Source organism: Paraburkholderia sp. GAS348 (genome assembly GCF_050434205.1).
Lineage (GTDB): Bacteria > Pseudomonadota > Gammaproteobacteria > Burkholderiales > Burkholderiaceae > Paraburkholderia.
Genome location: NZ_JBNPVT010000002.1, coordinates 284629 through 307981, shown reverse-complemented (window position 1 = coordinate 307981; position 23353 = coordinate 284629). Strand labels below are relative to the sequence as shown.

21 protein-coding genes and 1 pseudogene are annotated in these 23353 nt (G+C 63.4%); 20 read left to right on the top strand and 2 right to left on the bottom strand.

What is annotated here, in order from left to right; genetic code table 11:
• Positions 1-72: 72 nt before the first annotated feature.
• The 6 genes from surE to rlmD all read left to right on the top strand — a co-directional run bounded on the left by surE (position 73) and on the right by rlmD (position 6297).
• Positions 73-831: a 5'/3'-nucleotidase SurE gene (gene surE, locus P3T22_RS04290; RefSeq protein ID WP_063497963.1), complete on the top strand. Its 759-nt coding sequence runs from the start codon at positions 73-75 to the stop codon at positions 829-831.
• A complete protein-coding gene (locus P3T22_RS04285; protein ID WP_429324301.1) occupies positions 828-1907 on the top strand; it encodes a protein-L-isoaspartate(D-aspartate) O-methyltransferase in 1080 nt (359 codons plus the stop codon). Before surE ends, P3T22_RS04285 begins: the two co-directional genes overlap by 4 nt.
• Before the next feature lie 5 nt (positions 1908-1912).
• A complete protein-coding gene (locus P3T22_RS04280; protein WP_429324300.1) occupies positions 1913-2848 on the top strand; it encodes a peptidoglycan DD-metalloendopeptidase family protein in 936 nt (311 codons plus the stop codon).
• Between the two features lie 11 nt (positions 2849-2859).
• Positions 2860-3942, top strand: coding sequence for an RNA polymerase sigma factor RpoS (gene rpoS / locus P3T22_RS04275; protein WP_063496319.1), 1083 nt, complete (start codon positions 2860-2862; stop codon positions 3940-3942).
• Between the two features lie 4 nt (positions 3943-3946).
• Positions 3947-4723: a 3'-5' exonuclease gene (locus P3T22_RS04270; RefSeq protein WP_063496318.1), complete on the top strand. Its 777-nt coding sequence runs from the start codon at positions 3947-3949 to the stop codon at positions 4721-4723.
• 155 nt (positions 4724-4878) lie between these two features.
• Positions 4879-6297, top strand: coding sequence for a 23S rRNA (uracil(1939)-C(5))-methyltransferase RlmD (rlmD, locus tag P3T22_RS04265; RefSeq protein ID WP_429324299.1), 1419 nt, complete (start codon positions 4879-4881; stop codon positions 6295-6297).
• Between the two features lie 117 nt (positions 6298-6414).
• Here rlmD and P3T22_RS04260 read toward each other — a convergent pair whose 3' ends face one another.
• Positions 6415-7275: an outer membrane protein assembly factor BamD gene (locus P3T22_RS04260; protein WP_063496316.1), complete on the bottom strand. Its 861-nt coding sequence runs from the start codon at positions 7273-7275 to the stop codon at positions 6415-6417.
• Positions 7276-7313: 38 nt separating this feature from the next.
• Between P3T22_RS04260 and P3T22_RS04255 the strand changes: the two genes are divergently transcribed.
• From P3T22_RS04255 to P3T22_RS04190, 14 genes and pseudogenes are all read left to right on the top strand, one after another.
• Entirely contained in the window at positions 7314-8645 is a 1332-nt protein-coding gene (locus tag P3T22_RS04255) for an RluA family pseudouridine synthase (RefSeq protein WP_429324298.1), read from the top strand.
• On the top strand, positions 8642-9499 hold the full coding sequence (pgeF, locus tag P3T22_RS04250) for a peptidoglycan editing factor PgeF (RefSeq protein WP_063496314.1): 858 nt from the start codon (positions 8642-8644) through the stop codon (positions 9497-9499). The genes P3T22_RS04255 and pgeF overlap by 4 nt, the downstream gene beginning before the upstream one ends.
• Before the next feature lie 543 nt (positions 9500-10042).
• Positions 10043-11857: a class I poly(R)-hydroxyalkanoic acid synthase gene (phaC, locus tag P3T22_RS04245; protein ID WP_429324460.1), complete on the top strand. Its 1815-nt coding sequence runs from the start codon at positions 10043-10045 to the stop codon at positions 11855-11857.
• Between the two features lie 135 nt (positions 11858-11992).
• The gene (locus P3T22_RS04240) at positions 11993-13174 is read left to right on the top strand and encodes an acetyl-CoA C-acetyltransferase (RefSeq protein ID WP_429324297.1); all 1182 of its coding nucleotides are present in this window, start codon (positions 11993-11995) and stop codon (positions 13172-13174) included.
• A 227-nt stretch (positions 13175-13401) separates the two neighbouring features.
• Positions 13402-14142, top strand: a complete 741-nt coding sequence (locus P3T22_RS04235) for a 3-ketoacyl-ACP reductase (protein ID WP_063496312.1) — start codon at positions 13402-13404, stop codon at positions 14140-14142.
• 134 nt (positions 14143-14276) lie between these two features.
• Positions 14277-14897, top strand: coding sequence for a polyhydroxyalkanoate synthesis repressor PhaR (phaR, locus tag P3T22_RS04230; protein ID WP_063496311.1), 621 nt, complete (start codon positions 14277-14279; stop codon positions 14895-14897).
• A gap of 383 nt (positions 14898-15280) precedes the next feature.
• Entirely contained in the window at positions 15281-16333 is a 1053-nt protein-coding gene (locus P3T22_RS04225; RefSeq protein ID WP_082855056.1) for a tRNA dihydrouridine synthase, read from the top strand.
• A gap of 123 nt (positions 16334-16456) precedes the next feature.
• Positions 16457-17848 carry a 30S ribosomal protein S12 methylthiotransferase RimO gene (rimO, locus tag P3T22_RS04220; protein ID WP_063496310.1) on the top strand — a complete coding sequence of 464 codons (1392 nt, stop codon included), beginning with the start codon at positions 16457-16459 and terminating at the stop codon, positions 17846-17848.
• Between the two features lie 201 nt (positions 17849-18049).
• A pseudogene (locus P3T22_RS04215) lies at positions 18050-18154 on the top strand (sugar kinase); the annotation flags it as partial.
• Positions 18155-18231: 77 nt separating this feature from the next.
• A complete protein-coding gene (gene bktB / locus P3T22_RS04210) occupies positions 18232-19416 on the top strand; it encodes a beta-ketothiolase BktB (protein ID WP_429324296.1) in 1185 nt (394 codons plus the stop codon).
• Between the two features lie 119 nt (positions 19417-19535).
• Positions 19536-20222: a hypothetical protein gene (locus P3T22_RS04205; protein WP_429324295.1), complete on the top strand. Its 687-nt coding sequence runs from the start codon at positions 19536-19538 to the stop codon at positions 20220-20222.
• A 14-nt stretch (positions 20223-20236) separates the two neighbouring features.
• Positions 20237-21421 carry a cystathionine beta-lyase gene (locus P3T22_RS04200; protein ID WP_429324294.1) on the top strand — a complete coding sequence of 395 codons (1185 nt, stop codon included), beginning with the start codon at positions 20237-20239 and terminating at the stop codon, positions 21419-21421.
• Between the two features lie 307 nt (positions 21422-21728).
• Complete coding sequence (locus P3T22_RS04195) at positions 21729-22070, top strand: hypothetical protein (RefSeq protein WP_429324293.1); 342 nt, start codon at positions 21729-21731, stop codon at positions 22068-22070.
• A 50-nt stretch (positions 22071-22120) separates the two neighbouring features.
• Positions 22121-22252, top strand: coding sequence for a hypothetical protein (locus P3T22_RS04190; RefSeq protein WP_256390353.1), 132 nt, complete (start codon positions 22121-22123; stop codon positions 22250-22252).
• 52 nt (positions 22253-22304) lie between these two features.
• On the opposite strand, the gene serB is transcribed toward P3T22_RS04190, so the two are convergent.
• Positions 22305-23144 (bottom strand): phosphoserine phosphatase SerB, encoded by an 840-nt coding sequence (gene serB / locus P3T22_RS04185; RefSeq protein ID WP_429324292.1) that lies wholly within the window; start codon positions 23142-23144, stop codon positions 22305-22307.
• Positions 23145-23353: the final 209 nt, after the last annotated feature.

Here is a 23353-nt window from a genome sequence, read left to right as displayed (position 1 = left end):
CGCTTTGCATGGGATGCGCGCAGCGCCTGCCGTGTCGTTCGCGTGCCTTCTTTCCTCGGTTACAATCGCCGCATGCGAATCCTACTCAGCAATGACGACGGCTATCTGGCGCCAGGCCTTGCGGCGCTTTACGAAGCGCTCAAGCCGATCGCGGACGTCACCGTGATGGCCCCCGAGCAGAACTGCAGCGGCGCGTCGAATTCCTTGACGCTGTCGCGCCCGCTTTCGGTGCTGCGCTCGGCGAACGGCTTCTACTACGTCAACGGCACGCCAACCGATTCGGTGCACATCGCGCTGACCGGTATGCTGGACCACACGCCCGACCTCGTCGTCTCAGGCATCAACAACGGCCAGAACATGGGCGAAGACACGCTCTATTCGGGTACCGTCGCCGCCGCCACCGAAGGCATCATGTTCGGTGTGCCGGCCATCGCCTTTTCGCTGGTCGACAAAGACTGGGTGCACCTCGAAGATGCTGCGCGCGTGGCCGCCGAGATCGTCGCGCACTACCTCGAGCACCCGTTGCCGGGGCATCCGCTTCTGAACGTCAATATTCCGAACCTGCCGTATGAGCAAATCGGCGGCTGGCATATCACGCGTCTTGGCAAGCGGCATCCGTCGCAGCCGGTGATCCGCCAGACCAACCCGCGCGGCGAACCGATCTACTGGATCGGTCCGTCTGGCAGCGCGCGCGACGCGAGCGAAGGCACCGATTTTCACGCCGTCGCCAACGGCCTGGTGTCGATCACGCCGTTGCAACTCGACCTGACCCACACGCAGATGCTGCCCGCGGCGCGCGACTGGGCGCGCGCCGGCAGCGGCACCTCATGACCAGCGAGCGCGCAAAGCGCTTTCCGCTCGGCCTCGAGGACCTGGTGCGCGAACCGCGCCGGACTGAAGGACGTCCGGGCGAAATGCGCGCGGCGGCACTCGCCGCGAGCGCGGCGCTGAACGCACGCCAGCAACCGGCGAAGAACCCGGCACCTGGCTCCGCGGGGAAAATCCAGGCGAAGCCGCCGGCGAGGGCACAGGCCCAAGCGCAGGCGCCGTCGCTTGCAAAGCCGCAAGAAAAGCCGCAAGCGAAGGCGTCGGCGAGCCCGCCGGTCAATGCCCAAGCCAAGTCGCAAGCCAAACCACCCGCAACAGCCGTCGCGCAAAGTGCGGCGGTGCGCGCCGCGCCAAAACCGGCGCCGGTGAACAAGCCAGTGGCCAAACTCAACGAGCGGACCGCCGTGCCGAATGTCGCGTTGAACGGCGCTTTGGCACTGACTTCGGAACGGGTTCGCGAACGGATGGTCGAACGGCTGCGTGCGAACGGTGTGACCGATCAGCGCGTGTTGAACGCGATGTCGGTGGTGCCGCGTCACATGTTCGTCGACCCGGGCCTCGCGGCCCAGGCCTATGAAGATGCCGCGCTGCCGATCGGCCATCACCAGACGATTTCCAAGCCCTCTGTGGTCGCGCGGATGATCGAACTGGCGGCCGCCGGCCGCGCATTGAACAACGTGCTCGAAATCGGCACAGGTTGCGGCTATCAGGCAGCGGTACTGAGCCAGGTCGCGCGGGATGTTTATTCGATCGAGCGCATCAAGCCGCTATCCGAGCGCGCGAAGACAAACTTGCGTCCGCTGCGCATTCCGAACATTCGGCTGCACTACGGCGATGGCCGTCTGGGGCTGCCGTCGGCAGCGCCGTTCGATGCGATCGTGATCGCCGCGGCCGGACTCGACGTACCGCAAGCATTACTTGAACAACTCGCGATCGGCGGCCGTCTGGTCGCGCCGGTCGGCTCGCAGGAAGGCCAGAACCAGGTGCTGACCCTGGTCGAACGCCTCGGACCCGCGCAGTGGCGCGAGTCGCGGCTTGATCGCGTTTTCTTTGTACCCTTAAAATCCGGAGTGATTTGACACCGATGAGTATGTTGCGCGCGATGCAAAGAACCAGACTGACTACCCCCATGACCGTAACCCAGCGTAGCGTGTGCGTGCTCGCCTTGTCCCTGTTGATGTCGGCCTGTGCGACCCGCTTCGATCAGGCGCCGGTCGTCGACCGTTCCGGCAGCGGTGCGCTCGGCACGCAAGCCGCGCAACAGCCGGCCGTGCCGCTCGGACCGCCGCCGCCGGGCTACTACCGCGTGAAGCCGGGCGATACGCTGTACCGGATCGCGTTGGAGAACGGTCAGAACTACCGCGATATCTCGACGTGGAACAATCTCACGAACCCGAATCAGATTGAAGTCGATCAGTTGCTGCGCGTCGTGCCGCCGGGTGCGAACACCGCCGCCCTGACGCCGGGCGTGTCGACGGCGCCGATCGGCGGTGGCGCGGTGCAGAGCGCGCCGCTTGGCAGCACGCCACCGTCGGGCGGTGCCGCAGCAGGCGTCGCGGCACCGCCGATCTATGGTTCGGGTGCGAACAACGCGTCGCTGACGGCACCGGCCAACCCGGCTGGCGCGAGCGATTCGAGCACCGGCGCGTCCGGCAACGTTGCGTTCGCATGGCCGGTGCGGGGGCCGATGCTCGGCACGTTCAACGATTCGACCAACAAGGGCATCAATATCGGTGGCGCGGCTGGCGATCCAGTTAAGGCTTCGGCGGATGGACGCGTGGTTTATGCCGGAAATGGGCTGCGTGGTTACGGTAATCTCATTATCATCAAGCATGATGCAACTTATCTCACGGCGTACGCACACAACCGCTCTTTGATGGTAAAAGAGGGGGATGCGGTGACCAAAGGGCAGAAGATCGCCGAGATGGGCAATAGCGATTCCGACCGCGTGATGTTGCATTTCGAAGTTCGCCGGCAGGGTAAACCTGTCGACCCACTGAAGTATTTGCCGCCGCAATAAGCGATACGACCATGCCGAAATCGAAGCGCCGCCTGCCGCAAGCCGAGTCTGAGACGATTAGCCGCGTCACGTCCGCTTCGGTGGAGGAGGGCGGCGCTTCGGAAGCGGAAGACGAGATCGTCGAGGAGCGCGATCTCGACGAACGCCAGGGCAGCATGGAAGAAGCTGGCGAGGCCCGCGAAGGCGCGAGCGAAGCGCCGCCCGACGTAGACGATTTCCGCGCGTTGCTGCAAGCCGAGCTGACGGCCGACACGATTCAGCATTACCTGAACCGCATCAGCGTCAAGCCGCTTCTGACCGTCGAGGAAGAGCAGAAGTATTCGCGCCTGGCGAAGGCGGGCGAGTTCGAAGCGCGGCAAGTGATGATCGAACGTAATCTGCGGCTCGTCGTCAGCATCGCGAAGGGGTACCTGAACCGCGGCGTGCCGCTGCTCGATCTGATCGAAGAGGGCAACCTCGGCCTGATGCACGCCATCGAGAAATTCGATCCCACGCGTGGCTTCCGTTTCTCCACGTATGCCACCTGGTGGATCCGCCAGAGCATCGAGCGCGCGATCATGAACCAGGCGCGCACGGTGCGTTTGCCGGTGCACGTGATCCGTGAGCTCAACCAGGTGCTGCGCGCAAAGCGCCATCTGGAAAAGAATTCGATGAATTCCGGCGAAGCAGCCGAGCGCCGCGACGCCAGCATCGACGACATCGCCTATCTGACCGGCAAGACCACCGACGAAGTCACCGACATTCTCGCGCTGAACGAACACACCGCATCGCTCGATGCGCCGCTCGATCTCGACCCGGCGAGCAGCCTGCTCGATCTGCTGTCCGACGACCAAAGCCAGTCGCCGGACGCCGAAGTGCAGCATCGCGAGCTGGAAACGCTTACACGCGCATGGCTCGCGCGCCTGTCGGACAAACATCGTCATGTGATCGAGCGCCGCTTCGGGCTGAACCACATCGAGCCCGCCACGCTTGAAGAGCTGGCCGACGAAATGGGCCTCACGCGCGAGCGTGTACGCCAGATCCAACAGGAAGCGCTGGTGCGGCTAAAGCGCTTCTTTGCCTCCAACGGTGTTCGGAAGGACGCCGTTCTATAACCTGATGACACCGATTCTTGTTTTCGACATCGAGACGATTCCCGATGTCGCCGGCATTCGCCGCCTCGAAGATCTGCCTGCCACGCTGAGCGACGCCGAAGTCGCCGAGCACGCTTTTGCGGCGCGCCGCGAAAAGACCGGCAGCGATTTCCTGCCGCACCACCTGCAACGGATCGCGGCGATTTCCTGTGTGTTCCGCGACCACAACGGCTTCCGCGTGCGCTCGCTCGGCACGCTGGAAGACGGCGAGGCGGCGCTCGTGCAGTCGTTTTATCGCGTGATCGAAAAGTACACGCCGCAGCTCGTGTCGTGGAACGGCGGCGGATTCGACCTGCCGGTGCTGAACTACCGCGCGCTGGTCAACGGCATTCCGGCCTCCCGTTTCTGGGACCTCGGCGAGGACGACCGCGAGTTCAAGTGGAACAACTACATCAGCCGGTATCACGCGCGTCACACCGATCTGATGGACGTGCTGGCGATGTATCAGGCGCGCGCCAACGCGCCCCTCGACGCGCTCGCCAAGATGTGCGGCTTCCCCGGCAAGATGGGGATGGACGGCAGCCAGGTGTGGCACGCGTACCAGCAAGGGCGCATCGAGGAAATCCGCAATTATTGCGAGACCGACGTCGTCAATACGTACCTGCTGTATTGCCGCTTCCAGCTGATCCGCGGCGCGTTTTCGGCCGAAGAGTATGCTGACGAGATCAACCTGGTCAAGAATGCGTTAGCGCTGGAAACGGCGCCGCAATGGGCGGAGTATCTGGCCGCATTCGATCAATAGGTCGCAGTATTGTGATAACGAAGCGGTTCGCCGCACGCGAATCGGCTACGGCGCGGGTAGGCAGGCGCTAGCCGCCGCAGCTGCGCCAAATCGTTGGCGACAGCGGCGCTTCGTCTACAATCTCGCCTTTCCCCAAGTTTGTCAGGAAGTCGCAGGTGTCCCGAACTGCCCCCCACCGTCGCTCGCCCAAGCACCAGAAGGCGCCCGCTCCGGTCAAAGCGCACGTCATTACCGGCAATGAGCCGATCATCGAAATCGTTTCGCTCGATATGGAAGCGCGCGGCGTGGGCCGCATCGAGAGCGAAGACGGCACGCCCGGCAAGGTGATTTTTGTCGAAGGCGCGTTGCCCGGCGAACGTGTCAGCTACTCGACGCATCGCAGCAAGCCGAAATTCGAGCAGGCCGAGGTTGTCCAGGTGTTCCGCGAAAGCGTGCTTCGCACCAAACCGAAATGCACCTACTTCGATATCTGCGGCGGTTGTTCGATGCAGCATCTCGACATCCGCGCCCAGATCGCCGTCAAGCAGCGCGTGCTCGAAGACAATTTCCAGCATCTGGCGAAGCTGCGCCCGGAGACGGTGTTCCGGCCCATTCACGGGCCGGCCTGGGGTTACCGCTACCGCGCGCGTCTGGCTGTGCGTTATCTGCCGGAAAAGGGCGGCATGCGGATCGGCTTCCACGAGAAGAAGAGCAGCTACATCGCCGATATGAAGACCTGCGAGGTGCTGCCGCCGCACATTTCGGCGATGCTGATGCCGCTGCGTTTCATGGTCCGCAAGCTGTCGATTTACGATCGTATGCCGCAAATCGAGCTCGCGGTCGGCTCCTCGGTCACCGCGCTGGTGCTGCGCAATCTCGCGCCGATCACCGCCGCCGACGAGCAGGTGCTGCGCGATTTCGCGGACGAACACAAGATCCAGTGGTGGTTGCAGCCGGGCGGTCCTGACACGGTCACGCCGTTCTATCCGCTCGACATGCAGCTCGACTACACGCTGCCGGAATTCAACATCCGGATGCCGTTCAAGCCGACCGATTTCACCCAGGTGAATCACGCCATCAATCGCGTGCTGGTGAGCCGCGCGCTGCGTCTGCTCGCCCCGGCCAGCACCGACCGCGTGCTCGATCTGTTCTGCGGAATCGGCAACTTCACGCTGCCGCTCGCGCGGATTTCGAAGGAAGTGGTGGGCATCGAAGGCAGTGACGTGCTGACTTCGCGTGCGCTTGCCAATGCCGAGCTGAACGGCGTAGCGGGCCATACGTCGTTTGCTTGCCGCAACCTGTTCGAAGTCACCGCCGACGACATGCGCGCGCTCGGCCATTTCGACAAGTTCCTCATCGACCCGCCGCGCGAAGGCGCGCTGGCCGTCGCCAAGGCACTCGCGGAGATCGCGCAGAGCGGCAATGGGCCGCTGCCCAGGCGGATCGTCTACGTGTCGTGCAACCCGGCGACGCTCGCACGCGATTCAGGTCTGCTGGTGCATGAGGCCGGCTATCGGCTGGTAGGCGCGGGCGTGGTGAACATGTTCCCGCATACGTCGCATGTGGAGTCGATTGCGATGTTCGAGCGGGACTGAGCGCACCTGCCTGATATCCGCTTGTGATGCATAGCTGGCGATGCTGTCCAAACAAAAACGCCACGACCGAAGTCGTGGCGTTTTTGTTTGCAGCGGATTCTCAGTGCGTGGTGCGGCTTAGAACTGCCACCACGACTTTTCCTTACCCGGCCTTGCATGGCCCGTGATGTACGGGCTGTCGGGGAAGGTGCCTGCCAGAATGCGCTTCGTGTCGTCGGCCAGTTGCGGCTGATTCAGCTTCTCGTACGAGAGCATCATGATGTGCAGTGCGTCTTCGATAGCCGGCGCGTTTTTGTATTCCCTCAACGCCAGTTGCGCGCGGTTGATCGCGGCGACGTAGGCGCCACGGCGGTAGTAATAATCCGCCGCGTGGACTTCGTGCGACGCCAGCGCGTTCACGATATAGCGCATGCGTTGCGCGGCGTCCGGCGCATACTTGCTGTTCGGGTACTTGTCGACCACGACCTTGAACGCGTCATACGACTCGCGCAGCGACTTCGGATCGCGCTCGCTCATGTCCTGGCCGGAGAAGCGGCCGAACAGACCGAGGTCGTCGTTGAAGTGGATCATGCCTTTCAGGTAGTAGGCGTAGGCGATGTCCGGGTGATCCGGGTGCAACTGGATGAAGCGGTCGATCGCCTGGTCGGCGGCGGCGTTTTCGTTATCTTTCCAGTTGCAATACGCGACGTTGATCTGCGCTTGCTGGGCAAAGTGGCCGAACGGATCGCGGCCTTCGAGCATCTCGAAATACTTGGCGCACTTGCCGAAATCACCACCGGTCAGAGCGTCGTTCGCCTCCGTATATAATTTGTTGTTGTTCCACGTAGCCGTCTCGTCGGTTTTTTCCGGCAGGCCGTGACAAGCCGCAATAATGGCGACGGCTGCGGCGCACGCAATGTATCCGGCCACTTTCCGGGCCGCCTTCTTGATGGCCGCCAAATTGAGCGCCGTTTTAGTGATGGTGTTCAAGGCTCGCATTTTCCAGTCTAGCTTTACGTCCAGGTGACCCAGACTCAATGACCCGCTCAAATACTCCAGGCGCCGCAACCGGTGCCGGGAATAGCAACAAAGATTATAGCGTAAGCGCTGACCCCTCCGACGCGTTGGGCGTCGATTCACTCGACGACGATCTCGGCAGCGACGCGCTCGCCGCCGTCGGCCCGCAAAGCAGGGTGCCGACGGTGGCGAGCCGTGTGGCGGACGAGTCGCCGCGCAGCGTCGTCGTGCCCGACGAACTGGCCGGCGAACGGCTCGACAAGGTGCTCGCCCGGGTCTTTCCGGAGTTTTCACGTAACCGGCTGCAAAGCTGGATCGAGTCGGAGCGGGTGCGCATCGACGGCAAGCCGGCGAAGATCCGCCAGCCGGTGCCGCTTGGCGCGACCATCGAGCTCGTGCCCGATCTGCTGCCGGAGCAGCTCGCGTTCACACCCGAGCCGGTGCCGCTCGAGATTGTCTACGAGGACGACACGCTCGTGGTCATCAACAAGCCGGCTGGCATGGTCGTGCATCCGGCCGCCGGCAACTGGAGCGGCACCGTTCTGAACGGTCTGCTGTACCGCTATGGCGACGCTGCGGCCGGCCTGCCGCGTGCGGGTATCGTCCATCGGCTCGATAAGGAAACGTCCGGTCTGATGGTGGTGGCGCGCACGCTCGAGGCGCAGACCGATCTGGTGCGCCAGCTCCAGGCACGCACGGTGAAGCGCCGCTATCTCGCGCTGGTGTGGGGCAACATGCCCGAAGAGGGCACCATCGACGCGCCGATCGGCCGCGATCCGCGCGAACGCACGCGCATGGCGGTGGTGACGAGCGCATCGGGCAAAGCGGCACGCACGCATTTCCGGCGCGTGGACACCGCGATCTGGCAGCGTCAGCCGGTCACCGCGATTCATTGCGATCTGGAAACCGGCCGCACCCATCAGATTCGCGTGCATTGCGCGCACATCGGCCATCCGCTGCTCGGCGATCCGGTTTATGGGCGCGCGCGCGGCAAGCGCTCGGTGACGCCGTTGCCAGACGGTTTCGCACGCCAGGCGCTGCATGCGTGGCGCCTCGGCCTGATCCACCCGCAAACCGGCCGCACCATGCAATGGCGTGCCGATGCACCGGAAGACATGCAGGTGCTGTCGGCGGCGCTCGGCCTCGGGCGTGACGACGCGGGCGAGTTCGACGAGACATACTACGAGGAAGACGATTACGACGCCTCGCCGGGCGACGCCTCGCCGGGCGACGCTTCGCTGGACGACTACGCCGACGAAGACGAAGCACACGGTGGCGGCGATTACGACGAAGGCGACGAAGACGACAATCGCGCCGAGCACGACGAACCCAACGAGGACGGTCACGCATGAGCTTGCCCGCGCTGAGCTTTGCCGATGTCGTGCAACCGGCATGGAACGTGTCGCCACGGGTGCGTGCGCTCGTCACCACGCGCAACGGCGGCGTGAGCGAGCCGCCGTTCGGCCGCTGGCAGGATGGCGTGGACCAGCCCGGCGGCCTGAATCTGGGGATGAAAGCGGGCGACGATCCCGCCGCGGTCGCAACCAATCGCGCGCGGCTGCTGAGTCTGGCAGGCGTAGGCGAGGCCGCGTGGCTCGAACAGATTCACGGCGCCGGCATCGTGCGGGCTGAAGATGCGCTTGCTCAGGCTCACGCCAGCGGCGCGCCGACACGAGCGGACGCCAGTGTCACCGATCGGGCCGGCACGGTGTGTGTCGTGATGGTCGCCGATTGCATGCCGGTGCTGTTATGCGACGAAGCAGGGCGTGCGGTCGGTGCGGCCCATGCCGGCTGGCGTGGCCTGGCAGCGGGCATCGTCGAACAAACCGCAGAGCGCGTCGCCGGTCTCGCCGGCGTGGAGGCCGCATCGTTGCACGCCTATCTCGGCCCGGCGATCGGGCCGGGCGCCTTCGAGGTGGGTGCAGATGTGCGTGACGCCTTCATGAATGGCGTGGACGGCGCGCAACGCGAGGCCACCGCGGATGCATTCGTTACGCATCCGCAAAACCCGGGCAAATATCTTGCCGATCTCGCGGCGCTGGCGCGTTTGCGCTTGCAGCGGCTCGGCGTCACGCGCATTGTCGGCGGCGATCTGTGCACGGTCACGCAACATGAGCGTTTCTATTCCTATCGCCGCGATCGCGAGACTGGGCGCATGGCCGCGCTGATCTGGCTGGACGATCAGGCGCAGACGATCGCGGAATAGGCTGACCGCTCCGGCGCCCGCTACGGTGGGCGCGACGCCTTCCAGCGAGCACGCGTATGAGGGTTTATTCGGGGGCGCGGCACGCTTTTTTGCTGCGCTGCCGGAATTCGCCGCGCAGGCATAAATCTGCCGCCGGAAATGTTCGTTTGCGAACGGCAAAATGTACATAAACCCATGCATTATGGGCGTTTTTTCGCTTGCGCCGGCACTTGTCAACTCAGGTCCCAAAAGCGCGATCTACCACACAGGGAAAACGATAATTAAAAAACTATCGCACTGCGGCAAAATCGGGAACAAGCATTGACATGCCTTGCGATGGGGAGCAAGAATGTTCCTCACAGCTCCTCGTACATGGGACAGGGCGTGACGAGGTCGCGAGCAATCGCCCACGTGCGCATGAACCTGCCTCTCAACCCGTCCGCAAGGACTTACCGGTCAAAAGCAGGTATGGCAGCTTCACATTCTTCAACCTCCCCCAACACTGACTCCTCGACGGAGCACACGCAGCAGGCTAGTACGAGCGGCGCAACGCCGGCCGCAGGCATGCAGCAGTTACTCGACGCCTGGACGAACGCGTGGCGTTCGCTCGGCGCGTCGCCAGGCGGCAATGGCATGCCTTTCCCGATGCCGCAGATGCCACAGATGCCGCACATGGGCTTGCCGCAGATGCCGTCGTTTCCGGGCATGCCCGACTTCAGCAAACTGGCTGCGGGATCCCTGCCGCCAATGCCTTCATTCGCCGGACTCAATGTTCCGGGCGCCGCGATTCCAACGGAGCGTCTGCAAAAACTGCAAGCCGATTATTCGCGCGAGGCGATGGAGTTGATCCAGCAGGCGGCCACTTCCACGACGAAAGCCCCCGAACTCAAGGACCGCCGCTTCAGTTCCGACGCGTGGAGCGCGGCGCCCGCCTACGCATTTACCGCGGCGTGGTATCTGTTGAACGCGCGCTATCTGCAGGAAATGGTCGACGCGCTCGAAACGGAACCGAAGATGCGCGAGCGCGTCCGTTTCGCCGTTCAGCAATGGACCGCGGCGGCGTCGCCCAGCAACTTCTTCGCATTGAATCCGGAAGCGCAAAAGACCTTGGTGGATAGCCAGGGCGAGAGCTTGCGGCAGGGCGTGATGAATCTGCTGGGCGACCTGCAGCGCGGCAAGATTTCGCAGACGGACGAATCGCGTTTCGTGGTCGGCGAAAATCTCGCGACTACCGAAGGCTCGGTCGTGTTCGAGAACGACCTGATGCAGTTGATCCAGTACAAGCCGCGCACGGCCACCGTGCGTGAGCGGCCGCTGCTGATCGTGCCGCCTTGCATCAACAAGTTCTACATTCTCGATCTGCAGCCGGAGAACTCGCTGGTCGCGCACGGGCTCGATTCGGGTCATCAGGTGTTCCTGATTTCGTGGCGTAATGCGGATGCATCGGTCGCCAGCAAGACGTGGGACGACTACATCGGCGAGGGCGTCCTCGAGGCGATCGACACGGTCAGCAAGATCAGCGGCCGCGAGCAGATCAACACGCTGGGTTTCTGCGTGGGCGGCACCATGCTGGCCACGGCGCTGGCGGTGGCGGCAGCGCGCGGCCAGCATCCGGCCGCGTCGATGACCTTGCTCACCGCAATGCTCGACTTCTCCGACACGGGCGTGCTCGACGTGTTCGTCGACGAGGCGCATGTGCAGATGCGCGAGCAGACCATCGGCGGCAAGAACGGCAGCGTTCCCGGCTTGATGCGCGGCATCGAATTCGCCAACACCTTCTCGTTCCTGCGGCCGAACGATCTGGTGTGGAACTACGTCGTCGACAATTACCTCAAGGGGCGCACGCCGGTGCCGTTCGATCTGCTGTACTGGAACAGCGATTCGACCAGTCTGCCGGGCCCGATGTATGTCTGGTATCTGCGTAACACGTATCTCGAGAATCGTCTGCGCGAGCCGGGTGCGTTGACCACCTGCGGCGAGCCGATCGACCTCTCGAAGATCGATGTGCCCACCTTCATCTACGGTTCACGCGAAGACCATATCGTGCCGTGGCAAACCGCCTATGCGTCGGTGCCGCTGCTCACCGGGCCGCTGAAGTTCGTGCTCGGCGCGTCGGGTCATATCGCAGGGGTGATCAATCCGCCGGCGAAGAAAAAGCGCAACTACTGGACCCTGGAAGGCGACGTCAGGACGTTGCCGGAAAGTCCGGACGAATGGCTCGACCAGGCGGCCGAAGTGCCTGGCAGCTGGTGGCCCGAATGGACCACGTGGCTCGACCAGTATGGCGGCAAGAAGGTGAAGCCGCGCACCGAAGCCGGCTCCGCGGAATTCCCGGTGATCGAGCCCGCGCCTGGGCGGTATGTGCGGCAACGGGAGTAGGCTGTAGCGCGCCTGAAGGCGCGGATCGTTTGGCGGTATGAATGCGCGTCCGGATAGGCAAGGGCGCATGAGCAACAAGATTTTTAACTTGACGGGCTGCGGCGGATTCGGCCGAGGTGCCCGGAGGACATGGAAATGACTGATGTTGTGATCGTATCGGCCGCCCGTACGGCAGTTGGCAAATTCGGTGGGGCGCTGGCGAAGATCGCCGCGCCCGAACTCGGCGCGACGGTGATTCGCGCCGTGCTCGAACGGTCTGGTCTGAAGCCTGAGCAGGTCAGCGAAGTTATCCTGGGGCAGGTGCTGACGGCAGGTTCGGGCCAGAACCCGGCGCGTCAGTCGCTGATCAAGGCGGGGCTGCCAACGGCCGTGCCCGGCATGACGATCAACGTGGTGTGCGGCTCGGGCCTGAAGGCTGTGATGCTGGCGGCCAACGCGATCATCGCGGGCGATGCCGACATCGTGATTGCCGGTGGTCAGGAAAACATGAGCGCGGCGCCGCACGTGCTGCCGGGCTCGCGCGACGGTTTCCGCATGGGCGACGCGAAGCTGATCGACTCGATGATCGTCGACGGCCTGTGGGACGTCTACAACCAGTACCACATGGGCGTGACGGCGGAGAACGTCGCCAAGGAATACGGCATTACGCGCGAGCAGCAGGACGCGTTCGCGGCGCTGTCGCAGAACAAGGCGGAAGCCGCGCAGAAGTCGGGCCGCTTCAACGACGAAATCGTGCCGGTCGAGATTCCGCAACGCAAGGGCGAGCCGCTGCGTTTCGCAACCGACGAGTTCGTGCGTCACGGCGTGACGGCTGAATCGCTGGCGGGTCTGAAGCCGGCTTTCTCGAAGGAAGGCACGGTCACGGCGGCCAACGCGTCGGGCCTGAACGACGGCGCGGCGGCCGTGCTGGTGATGTCGGCGAAGAAGGCCGAAGCGCTCGGCCTCACGCCGCTCGCGCGCATCAAGGCTTATGCCACCTCGGGTCTGGATCCGAAGGTGATGGGCATGGGCCCGGTTCCTGCGTCGCGCCGCTGTCTCGAGCGCGCGGGCTGGACGCCGGCCGATCTCGACCTGATGGAAATCAACGAAGCGTTCGCTGCGCAGGCGGTAGCCGTGAATCAGCAGATGGGCTGGGACGCGTCGAAGATCAACGTGAACGGCGGCGCGATTGCGATCGGCCACCCGATCGGCGCGTCCGGTTGCCGGATTCTCGTCACGCTGCTGCACGAAATGCAGAAGCGCGATGCGAAGAAGGGTCTGGCGTCGTTGTGTATCGGCGGCGGCATGGGCGTGGCGCTGGCGCTCGAGCGCGCTTGACGAGCCTCAAATCCGAGCCTCAAATCCGAGCCTCGAGCAGGCTCAAGTGGGCTCGGTAGGTTTTAGCAGGCGCTAAAGCAGGGTTGCCGCGCGTCACCTGGCAACAGGTGGTGCGCGGCGAGCAATGGCCTCGTCGGCCGGTCGCCCGGCGGCAGTGGAGATGATCCACCAGGCGAGGGAAGAGGCAGCCGGTCGGCGCCTCGAAAACGAAAAACGGAGTGTAGTTTATGACACAGCGAATTGCGTACGTAACGGGCGGGATGGGCGGTATCGGCACGAGCATTTGCCAACGGCTGCACAAAGAGGGTTTCAAGGTCGTTGCAGGTTGTGGCCCGAACTCGCCGCGCCGCGTGAAGTGGCTCGAAGAGCAGAAGGCGCTCGGCTACGATTTCATTGCGTCCGAAGGCAATGTCGGTGACTGGGAATCGACCAAGGCGGCGTTCGACAAGGTCAAGGCCGAAGTCGGCGAGATCGATGTACTGGTGAACAACGCCGGGATTACGCGCGACGTCGTGTTCCGCAAGATGACACACGAAGACTGGACGGCGGTGATCGACACTAACCTGACCAGCCTGTTCAACGTCACCAAGCAGGTGATCGACGGCATGGTCGAGCGCGGCTTCGGGCGAGTCATCAACATTTCGTCGGTGAATGGCCAGAAGGGCCAGTTCGGCCAGACCAACTACTCGACCGCGAAGGCCGGCATTCACGGCTTCACGATGTCGCTGGCGCAGGAAGTGGCCACCAAAGGCGTGACGGTGAACACCGTGTCGCCGGGCTACATTGGTACGGATATGGTCAAGTCGATCCGCCCGGATGTGCTGGAAAAGATCGTCGCGACGATTCCGGTGCGCCGTCTCGGCCAGCCGGGTGAAATCGGTTCGATCGTGGCATGGCTCGCCTCGGACGAATCGGGTTTCTCCACGGGCGCGGATTTTTCGCTGAATGGCGGTTTGCATATGGGCTGAGTCATCGGCGCGCCGCTCACAAGGCGGCGTGCTTCTGCTCAGATGGTTCCGGCGGCGTCTCGACTGTGCGATTGCCCGATTGCGCAGTCGGTATGACGCCGTTTCCGCGCTCAACTTGCGCTCAAAGGCGTTACATGACTACTACTACAAAGAAAACAGCCGAACGATTGATCAAGAAGTATCCGAATCGTCGACTCTACGATACCGAGACAAGCACGTACATCACGCTGACGGACGTTAAGCAGCTCGTGCTGGATCAGGAGGATTTCAAGGTCATCGATGCGAAGAGCAACGAGGATCTGACGCGCGCCATCCTGTTGCAGATCATTCTCGAAGAGGAAAGCGGCGGCTTGCCGATGTTTTCGTCGTCGATGCTGTCGCAGATCATCCGTTTCTACGGCCATGCGATGCAGGGCATGATGGGCACGTATCTGGAAAAGAACATCCAGGCCTTCATCGACATTCAGGCGAAGCTCGCCGACCAGTCGAAGAACCTGTACGAAGGCAAGGCGATGAACCCCGAAGTCTGGTCGCAGTTCATGAACATGCAGGCGCCGATGATGCAGGGCATGATGACCAGCTATATCGAGCAGTCGAAGAACATGTTCGTGCAGATGCAGGAGCAGATGCAGAACCAGGCGAAATCGATGTTCGCCACCTTCCCGTTCACGCCGGGTGGCCCGGTGAATGCGGCCGGCGCGCCGGTCACGCCGGCTACTAATCCGCAAAGCAACCCGGAACCGGAGAAGAAGTAACCCGCAGCACGGCGCCGACGCGACGAGCGCGTCTTGGCGAGTCCGCCTCACGGACCGTGGCGGCGGCCGGGTGTGCACGTCGCGCCGGGCGGTGCCGGGTGCGACCCCGGTGGCCCGCGCGCCGGGCGCAAGCGGACGGTCGCGGGCACGGTACAATCGCGGGTTGCGTGCGCTTGTCGCGGGGCGCGGATCTCATGATCCTGTCACCTCTTAGCCCTTGCCGCACCGTCCCCATTTGCCGCTGTCGCCACCGCTGTATGTCCGCCCCATCTATGTCGCAGACCCGTTTTCCTATCTCGCCTACGCCTTCGATTCCGAGGGCCGGATTTGTCAGCCTTGGTTGACCGTAAGATTCGCAAAAGCAGCTTAGGCGTCGTTCTCGCATGAGCCAGCTGTTTCTTGCGCCCATGGAAGGGCTTGCGGACTACGTATTGCGCGACGTGCTGACCAGCACGGGCGGATTCGACGGGTGCGTGTCCGAATTCGTCAGGGTGACGGGCTCGGTGCTTCCCGAGCGAGTCTACGAGAGGGATACGCCCGAAGTCCTTCACGGAGGCCGTACACCCAGCGGCACGCCGATGGTGATCCAGTTGCTCGGCAGCGACCCTGAATGGATGGCGCTGAATGCGGCCCAGGCGGCTAGTTTGTCGCCGCATGGACTCGATCTGAACTTCGGTTGTCCCGCCAAAGTCGTCAACCGGCACGGTGGCGGCGCGATGCTGCTGGCTCACCCTGAGCAGCTGAACCGGATCGTTTCGTCCGTTCGCGCCGCGGTGGCCGCCGACATCGCCGTAACAGCAAAAATGCGGCTCGGCGTGTCCGATACCGCGCTCGCGATCGACTGCGCCACGGCGCTAGCGGAAGGTGGCGCGGCCTCGATCGTCGTGCATGCCAGAACGCGTGACCATGGCTACCGGCCGCCGGCCCACTGGGAGTGGATCGCGCGGATCGACGCCGCCGTGGACGTGCCGGTCATTGCCAACGGAGAAGTCTGGACGGTGGACGACTGGGAGCGGTGCAGGGCGGTCAGCGGCTGCGCTGACGTGATGATCGGGCGCGGCGCCGTGTCGGATCCTTTCCTGGCCTTGCGCATACGCGGGCTGATGGACCGGACGCCTTCCGGCGAGGAATGGCCGGCCGTGCTGGGGCAGCTCGCCGGCTACCTGAAAAAACTGCAAGCCCGTGTCGCGGGGCGCCATGAGCACGGACGCGTCAAAATGTGGCTCAGCTATCTGAAGCGGACGTGGCCGCAGGCCGCCGAGCTGCATGCAGCTATCCGGCGCCTGCATGATTCGCGCGAAATTCTTGAAGTGATCCAGCGCGCCCCGGCACTCAACGACTTGATACCGGCATATCAATGCGCGGCCGTCGGCCTGCCCGGTCCGGCAACGCCTCGCCACTTGACCGGCTGCACGGTCGTCGGCGCGGTACAATAAAGGGTTGCGTGCGCGGGACACTGTCCGGGCTGTGGGCTTTATGATTTATGGCCAACGGACCCATGAGCCTTGCCGCACCGTCCCCATTTGTCGCATCGTCACCGCTATACGCCGGACCCATCTATGTCGCAGACCATTTCCTCCGCCGTGCCGACCCCTTCGACTCCGAAGGTCGGATTCGTCAGCCTCGGCTGCCCTAAAGCGCTAGTCGATTCCGAACAGATCATTACGCAGCTGCGCGCCGAGGGATACGAGATCTCCGGCACGTACGACGGCGCGGACCTCGTCGTCGTCAACACTTGCGGCTTCATCGACGAAGCGGTGCAGGAAAGCCTCGACGCGATCGGTGAAGCGCTCAGCGAAAACGGCAAGGTGATCGTCACGGGCTGCCTGGGTGCCAAGCAGAGTGCGAGCGGCTCGAACCTGATCGAAGAAGTGCATCCGAAGGTGCTGGCCGTGACTGGCCCGCATGCGCTCGGCGAAGTGATGCAGGCGGTCCACAATCATCTGCCGAAGCCGCACGATCCGTTCATCGATCTGGTGCCGGCTGCCGGCGTGAAGCTCACGCCGCGCCACTATGCGTACCTGAAAATTTCCGAAGGCTGCAACCACCGCTGCACGTTCTGCATCATCCCGTCGATGCGCGGCGACCTCGTGTCGCGCCCGGTCGCCGAAGTGATGCTCGAAGCGGAGAACCTGTTCAAGTCCGGCGTGAAAGAACTGCTGGTGATTTCGCAGGACACGAGCGCCTATGGCGTCGACGTCAAATACCGCACCGGTTTCTGGAACGGCAAGCCGATCAAGACGCGCATGACCGATCTGGTCGGCGCGCTCGGCGAACTCGCGGCGCAATACGGCGCATGGGTGCGCTTGCATTACGTGTATCCGTATCCGAGCGTCGATGAAGTCATTCCGATGATGGCCGAAGGTCCGTTCAAGGGCCACGTGCTGCCGTATCTGGATGTGCCGTTCCAGCACGCGCATCCAGAAGTGCTGAAGCGCATGAAGCGTCCGGCCAACGCCGAGAAAGTGATGGAGCGCGTGAAGGCGTGGCGCGAAATATGTCCCGATCTGACGATCCGCAGCACGTTCATCGCCGGCTTCCCGGGCGAGACTGAAGAGCAATTCCAGACGCTGCTCGATTTCATCCGCGAGGCGGAACTGGATCGGGTCGGCTGCTTTGCTTACTCGCCAGTCGAAGGCGCGAGCGCCAACGAACTCGACGGCGCATTGCCCGACGAAGTGCGCGAAGAACGCCGCGCGCGTTTCATGGAAGTGGCCGAAGAAGTGTCGGCCAAACGGATCGCGAAGAAGGTCGGCAAGACGCTGAAAGTGCTGGTCGACGAGATCAATGCCGACGGCGGCATCGGCCGCACGGCGGCGGATGCGCCCGAGATCGACGGCGTCGTGTATATCGCACCGGCCACCAAGGCGTCCAAGCGTTACAAGGTCGGCGATTTCGTCTCGGTGAAGATCACCGGCGCCGACGGCCACGACCTGTGGGGCGAGGTCTAAGCGATGACGGTGAGCATGGCTGACGCGCCAGACGGCCGGCCTTCGGCAGCCCGGCCCGCGGACCGCCGCCCCCCGGCAGCCCGGCGCCCGGAAGGCCGCCCCCCGGAAGGCCGGCCCCCGGCAGCCCGGCGCCCGGAAATCCTCGCGCTCGGCGAGGCAATGATCGAGTTCAACCAGTCGGCTAAAGATCAGCCGAACTAAGCGGCGCGTTATGCGAACGTGGCTGCGGCCCTGTCCACGCAAGGTTACGGCGCGGTTGCGCCGATCCCTTCGCGGGCGACGGTCGAACATAGTCTGGGCGGCTGATCACAACGCGCAGCGAGGCGCGCCCCGCAGCCCGGCAAGGCAGATTCATCTTGAGACACGAAAGAGAGGAGCGAGCGATGCAACGGGACGTAGTGGTGGTAAGCGGTGTGCGGACGGCAATCGGTGCTTTTGGCGGCAGTCTGAAGGATTTTCCGCCGACGGATCTTGGCGCACGTGTCGTGCGTGAAGCGCTGGCGCGCGCGAACGTGTCGGGCGACGAGGTCGGACACGTGGTGTTCGGCAACGTCGTGCATACCGAACCGAAAGACATGTATCTGGCCCGCGTGGCGGCGATCAACGGCGGTGTCGCGCAACATGCGCCCGCGTTGACGGTCAACCGCCTGTGCGGCTCGGGCCTGCAGGCCATCGTCTCGGCCGCGCAAAGCGTGCTGCTCGGCGACGCCGACATCGCGATCGGCGGCGGCGCGGAAAACATGAGCCGCGCGCCGTATTCCATGCCGGCTGCGCGCTTCGGTCAGCGCATGGGCGATGCGCGCCTTGTCGACATGCTGGTCGGCGCGCTGAACGACCCGTTCCAGCAGATCCATATGGGCGTGACGGCGGAGAACGTCGCGCGCAAATACGAGATCTCGCGCGAAACGCAGGATGCGCTCGCGCTCGAATCGCATCGGCGCGCGGCCAACGCGATTGCGAATGGCTACTTCAAGGACCAGATCCTGCCGATCACGATTCCGTCGAAGAAGGGCGACGTCGTGTTCGATACGGATGAGCACGCGCGCATGAACGCAACGGCGGAAGACTTCTCCAAGTTGAAGCCGGTGTTCGCGAAGGAAAACGGCACGGTGACAGCCGGTAACGCGTCGGGCATCAACGATGCCGCCGCGGCGGTCGTGCTGATGGAGCGCAGCGTCGCTGAAAAGCGCGGCATCAAGCCGCTGGCACGGCTGGTTTCGTACGCGCATGCTGGCGTCGATCCGGCCTACATGGGCATCGGCCCGGTGCCGGCGACGCGCAAGGCGCTCGAGCGCGCCGGCCTGACGGTCGCCGATCTGGATGTGATCGAAGCGAACGAGGCGTTTGCCGCTCAGGCGTGCGCGGTCAGCAAGGAACTCGGCTTCGATCCGGCCAAGGTCAATCCGAACGGCTCGGGCATTTCGCTCGGCCACCCGATCGGCGCGACCGGCGCACTGATCACCGTCAAGGCGCTGTATGAATTGCAGCGGGTCGGCGGCCGCTATGCGCTCGTGACGATGTGTATCGGCGGCGGGCAGGGCATCGCGGCGATCTTCGAGCGGATCTGAGGCCGAGGCGGGGCAACGCGACGCAGCGCAGCACGCCGGCTTTCCCCGCTGCACGAAGCTAGGCAGCAAGCAGGTAGCAAACCAGTATCGAGCAGTATCGGGCAATAAGGAAAGAACGGATGCAGGAATCGAAAGCGATGAAGGGTGCGATGCGTCAGCGCGGTTGGGCAGTTCCCCGGAGGGACTTCCTTCGGGGCGTAGTGGGCGCGGCCGCATTGCTGTGTGCCGGCGCCGGGGCTCTGCTGCCCACGCAGGGGTGGGCGGAAAGCGACGCAGTGAAGCAACTGGCGGCGCCTCCGCCGATTCAGTTGCCGCTCAAGCCGAGCCCCGAATTCGCGAAGTTTCCGCGCTACGCCGGCATGCTGGGCGCGCGTCAGATCGTGCTGCGGCTCGGCGCGAAAACCGGCGACCCCGCCGACGATTCCGCCGGCGTGCACGGCGAGTATCAGTACACCGATACCGGCGAGGTGATCCTGATCGCGGGCGACCGCGACGGCGATACGCTCGAAGTCGAGGAATCGAACGACGGCACGCATATCACCGGCAACTGGGTGGGCAAGTTTGCCGCCGACGGTTCGGTGGCGGGCGACCGGATGAACGTCGATGATTCGGACCCGCAGCCGTTCGATCTGAAACCACTGGCAGCGGGGCAGGCCGTGCCGGCTGCGTCAGCGGGTGCCAGTGCGGCGGCCGGTAAGGCGGCCGCCGCGCCGCAGCCGTCCGCCGGCAGCGCTGCAGCGCCCGCCTCGGCGACGAGCAGCGGTCACGCCGTCGGTGGAGTTAGCAATCTGCAAATCGGCGAATGAAGCCTACATACACCATGACCCAATCCAAACTCAAACGCGGCCTGCAAACCCGCATCGTGCGTGCCGAAGATCAGCTCACACCAGGCTTCGAGTCGTTCTCGATGCCGGTCACGCGCGCTTCGACGGTCGTATTCCCCGATCTCGCGACGATGCGCGCGCTCGACTGGAAAAACGACGCGCAATGGCGCTATGGCCTGCACGCCACGCCGACTTCGCTCGCACTGGCGCAGCGGCTTGCCACCATCGAAGGTGGCAATCACGCGTTGTTGCAGCCTTCGGGGTTATCGTCGATTTCGAACGTGTACTTCGGCCTCGTGAAGGCCGGCGACGACGTGCTGATTCCCGATAATGTCTACTCGCCGAACCGCGATCACGGCGACTGGCTGGCACGCGATTTCGGTATTGCCGCGCGCTACTACGATCCGATGATCGGTGCGGGGATCGCGGATCTGATCCAGCCGAATACGCGCCTGATCTGGATCGAGGCACCAGGTTCGGTCACGATGGAAGTGCCCGACGTGCCCGCCATCACCGCGGTGGCGCGCGCGCGCAACGTCGTCACGGCAATCGACAATACCTGGTCCGCGGGGCTTGGTTTCCGGCCGTTCGAGCACGGCGTCGATATCTCGGTGCAGGCGTTGACCAAGTACCAGTCGGGTGGCGGCGACGTGCTGATGGGCGCGACGATCACCGTCGATCGCGAGTTGCATCTGAAGCTGAAGGCGGCGCGCATGCGCATGGGTATCGGCGTGTCGTCGGATGACTGTTCGCTGATTCTGCGCAGTCTGCCGACCATGCAACTGCGCTTCGAACAGCATGACCGCGCGGCGCTCGGCCTCGCCACCTGGCTGAAGACCCGTCCGGAAATCGCCGCGGTCTTGCACCCGGCATTTCCCGACTGTCCGGGGCATGAGTTTTTCAAACGCGACTTTACGGGGGCGGGCGGACTGTTCTCAGTGGTGTTCGACGCACGTTACAGCGCGGCGCAAATCGACACGTTCTGCGAGTCGCTCGAGCTGTTTTCGCTCGGCTGGAGCTGGGGCGGCGCGCACAGTCTCGCAATGCCGTACGACGTCGCCTCGATGCGCACGGAAGGTCAATGGCCGTACCGCGGTACGCTGGTGCGGTTCTATATCGGTCTGGAAGCGGAGGCCGATTTGCGCGCGGATATCGAACAGTGTCTGGTGGCGCTGGGTTAAGCGCCTGAGCGCCGATTGCGGATTGCTGAAGGCAGATTGCTGAAGGTTGGATAAGCCCATTGGGACGCGTTTCCGATGGGCTTTTTTCTTGTCAAGACAGCCAGTAAGCCTAACCATTCGGCCGAATGGTCGTCCCCGGATCTCGACGCTACGATGGTGCACATCCCGACTAACGGTTACTGCGCAATGGTGAGCTTCGATGAATCTATTTTTCTGAATGTTGCTGAATCTTGGCGTGCCGATTGTCGGCCCGATCTTTACGCTAGCGCTCGTCGCACCCACGCACGGCTGGCGCGTCGCGAAGACGTTGATCGCCGTATCGGTGAAAGACGGCCAACTGTTCTGGTGTGCGATCGGGCTATGTGCGGCCGCGGTTTATGAAGCGGTGACCGCGCTGGAGCGCGGAAGTGGCGCGGCGCCGACCTTGGCGTTCGCCATTGTTGGATTTTGCATGCTGGCGTTTTCCTGTTCCAATATCGTGATGTCGGCCTCGGTCAATGCACATCATGACCGGGCGGCTCCAATCGCCTGCAATAGGCAGACACCGTTCGTTTCCGGTTCATTGTCGCCCGTAGCAATCGGCGCTTCGATTTTTACAACGTCCGTCGCTGCAGTTCTGTTTGCAATCCTACACGTGTGCTTGATTTAGTTTTTTTAGATAGCGCAGCAATTATACTGGTCAGCTTACGGGAGGAACTCATGCACAAACTATTTGCGTTTCTGGAATCTGACGAAAATTTCGCTCGTGTTGTGAAGTGGACGAACGTCGTGGTAGGCACCGTTGGGATCTGCATGTTGGGCGTGTTCCTGATAGCGTTTCTGAACAAGTAACCCTCGTGCCAGCGCTGGCCACCGTTGCGCAGGCCAGCGCAAATTTAAGACTTCAGAACAACCGCAGCAACCCATCCAGCCCAACGTGGTTGAACGCCACGCTGGCTGCTTCGCGCACCACTGGCTTCGCGCGGAATGCTACGGAAAGTCCCGCAGCGGCCATCATTTTCAGATCGTTCGAACCATCACCCATCGCAATCGCGCGGGTCGGCGCGATGCCCAGTTGGGCGCACGTCTCGCGAAGTGTGCGTGCTTTGACGTCGGCGCTGACGATCTCGCCGATTACATTGCCGGTCAACTTGCCATCAACGATTTCGAGCGTGTTCGCGAGCGTGAAATCGAGGCCGAGCCGGGCCTTCAGTTTTTCGGTGAAGAACGTGAATCCGCCGGACACCAGCAGCGTTTTCAACCCTGCCGCTTTCGCGCCGGCCAGCATCTGTTCGGCGCCCGGCGAGAGTTGCAGCCGCTCTTCATAAACGCGTTCGAGCGCGCCGGCGTCGAGTCCCTTGAGCAGCGCCACGCGGCGCGTCAGACTCTCGTTGAAGTCCTTGATTTCGCCGCGCATCGACGCTTCGGTGATCGCGGCGACTTCGGCTTTCAAGCCGCAGAAGTCGGCGATTTCATCAATGCATTCGATCGTGATCAGCGTCGAATCCATGTCCATCGCGACGAGCCCAAAGTCACGCAGCTGGCGGCCGGCTTCGACAAACGCGTAGTCCAGTTGATGCGTGCCGCAATAGACCTCGAGGTCGGCGCGTTGCGCAATGTTCGCCTCGGCGATGCGAATCGCGTTCGCGTCGACGACGGCGGCGTGCGAACCACGGGCGAGCGCAACGAGCGTTTTGTGATGGTCGGCGGAAAGGGGCGCGGTGCTTTGGATGACGAGGTTCATGGACGACGCATTGACGCAGAAAAGGGCGGCCGCGCGGCGCGCGCGGAAAACTCCGCCATTGTAACGGTTCGGCGGCACGCAGCCGGTCGGGCAGCCTGCAACCGGATAGCCGGCAAGCCGCTAGCAGACGAAGGAGCAGCGGACGACAGCTGGCCAGGCGTTCCGCCAGCAACCCGCCGCGTGCTTCGTCAGGCAATCCGCAGTGCAAT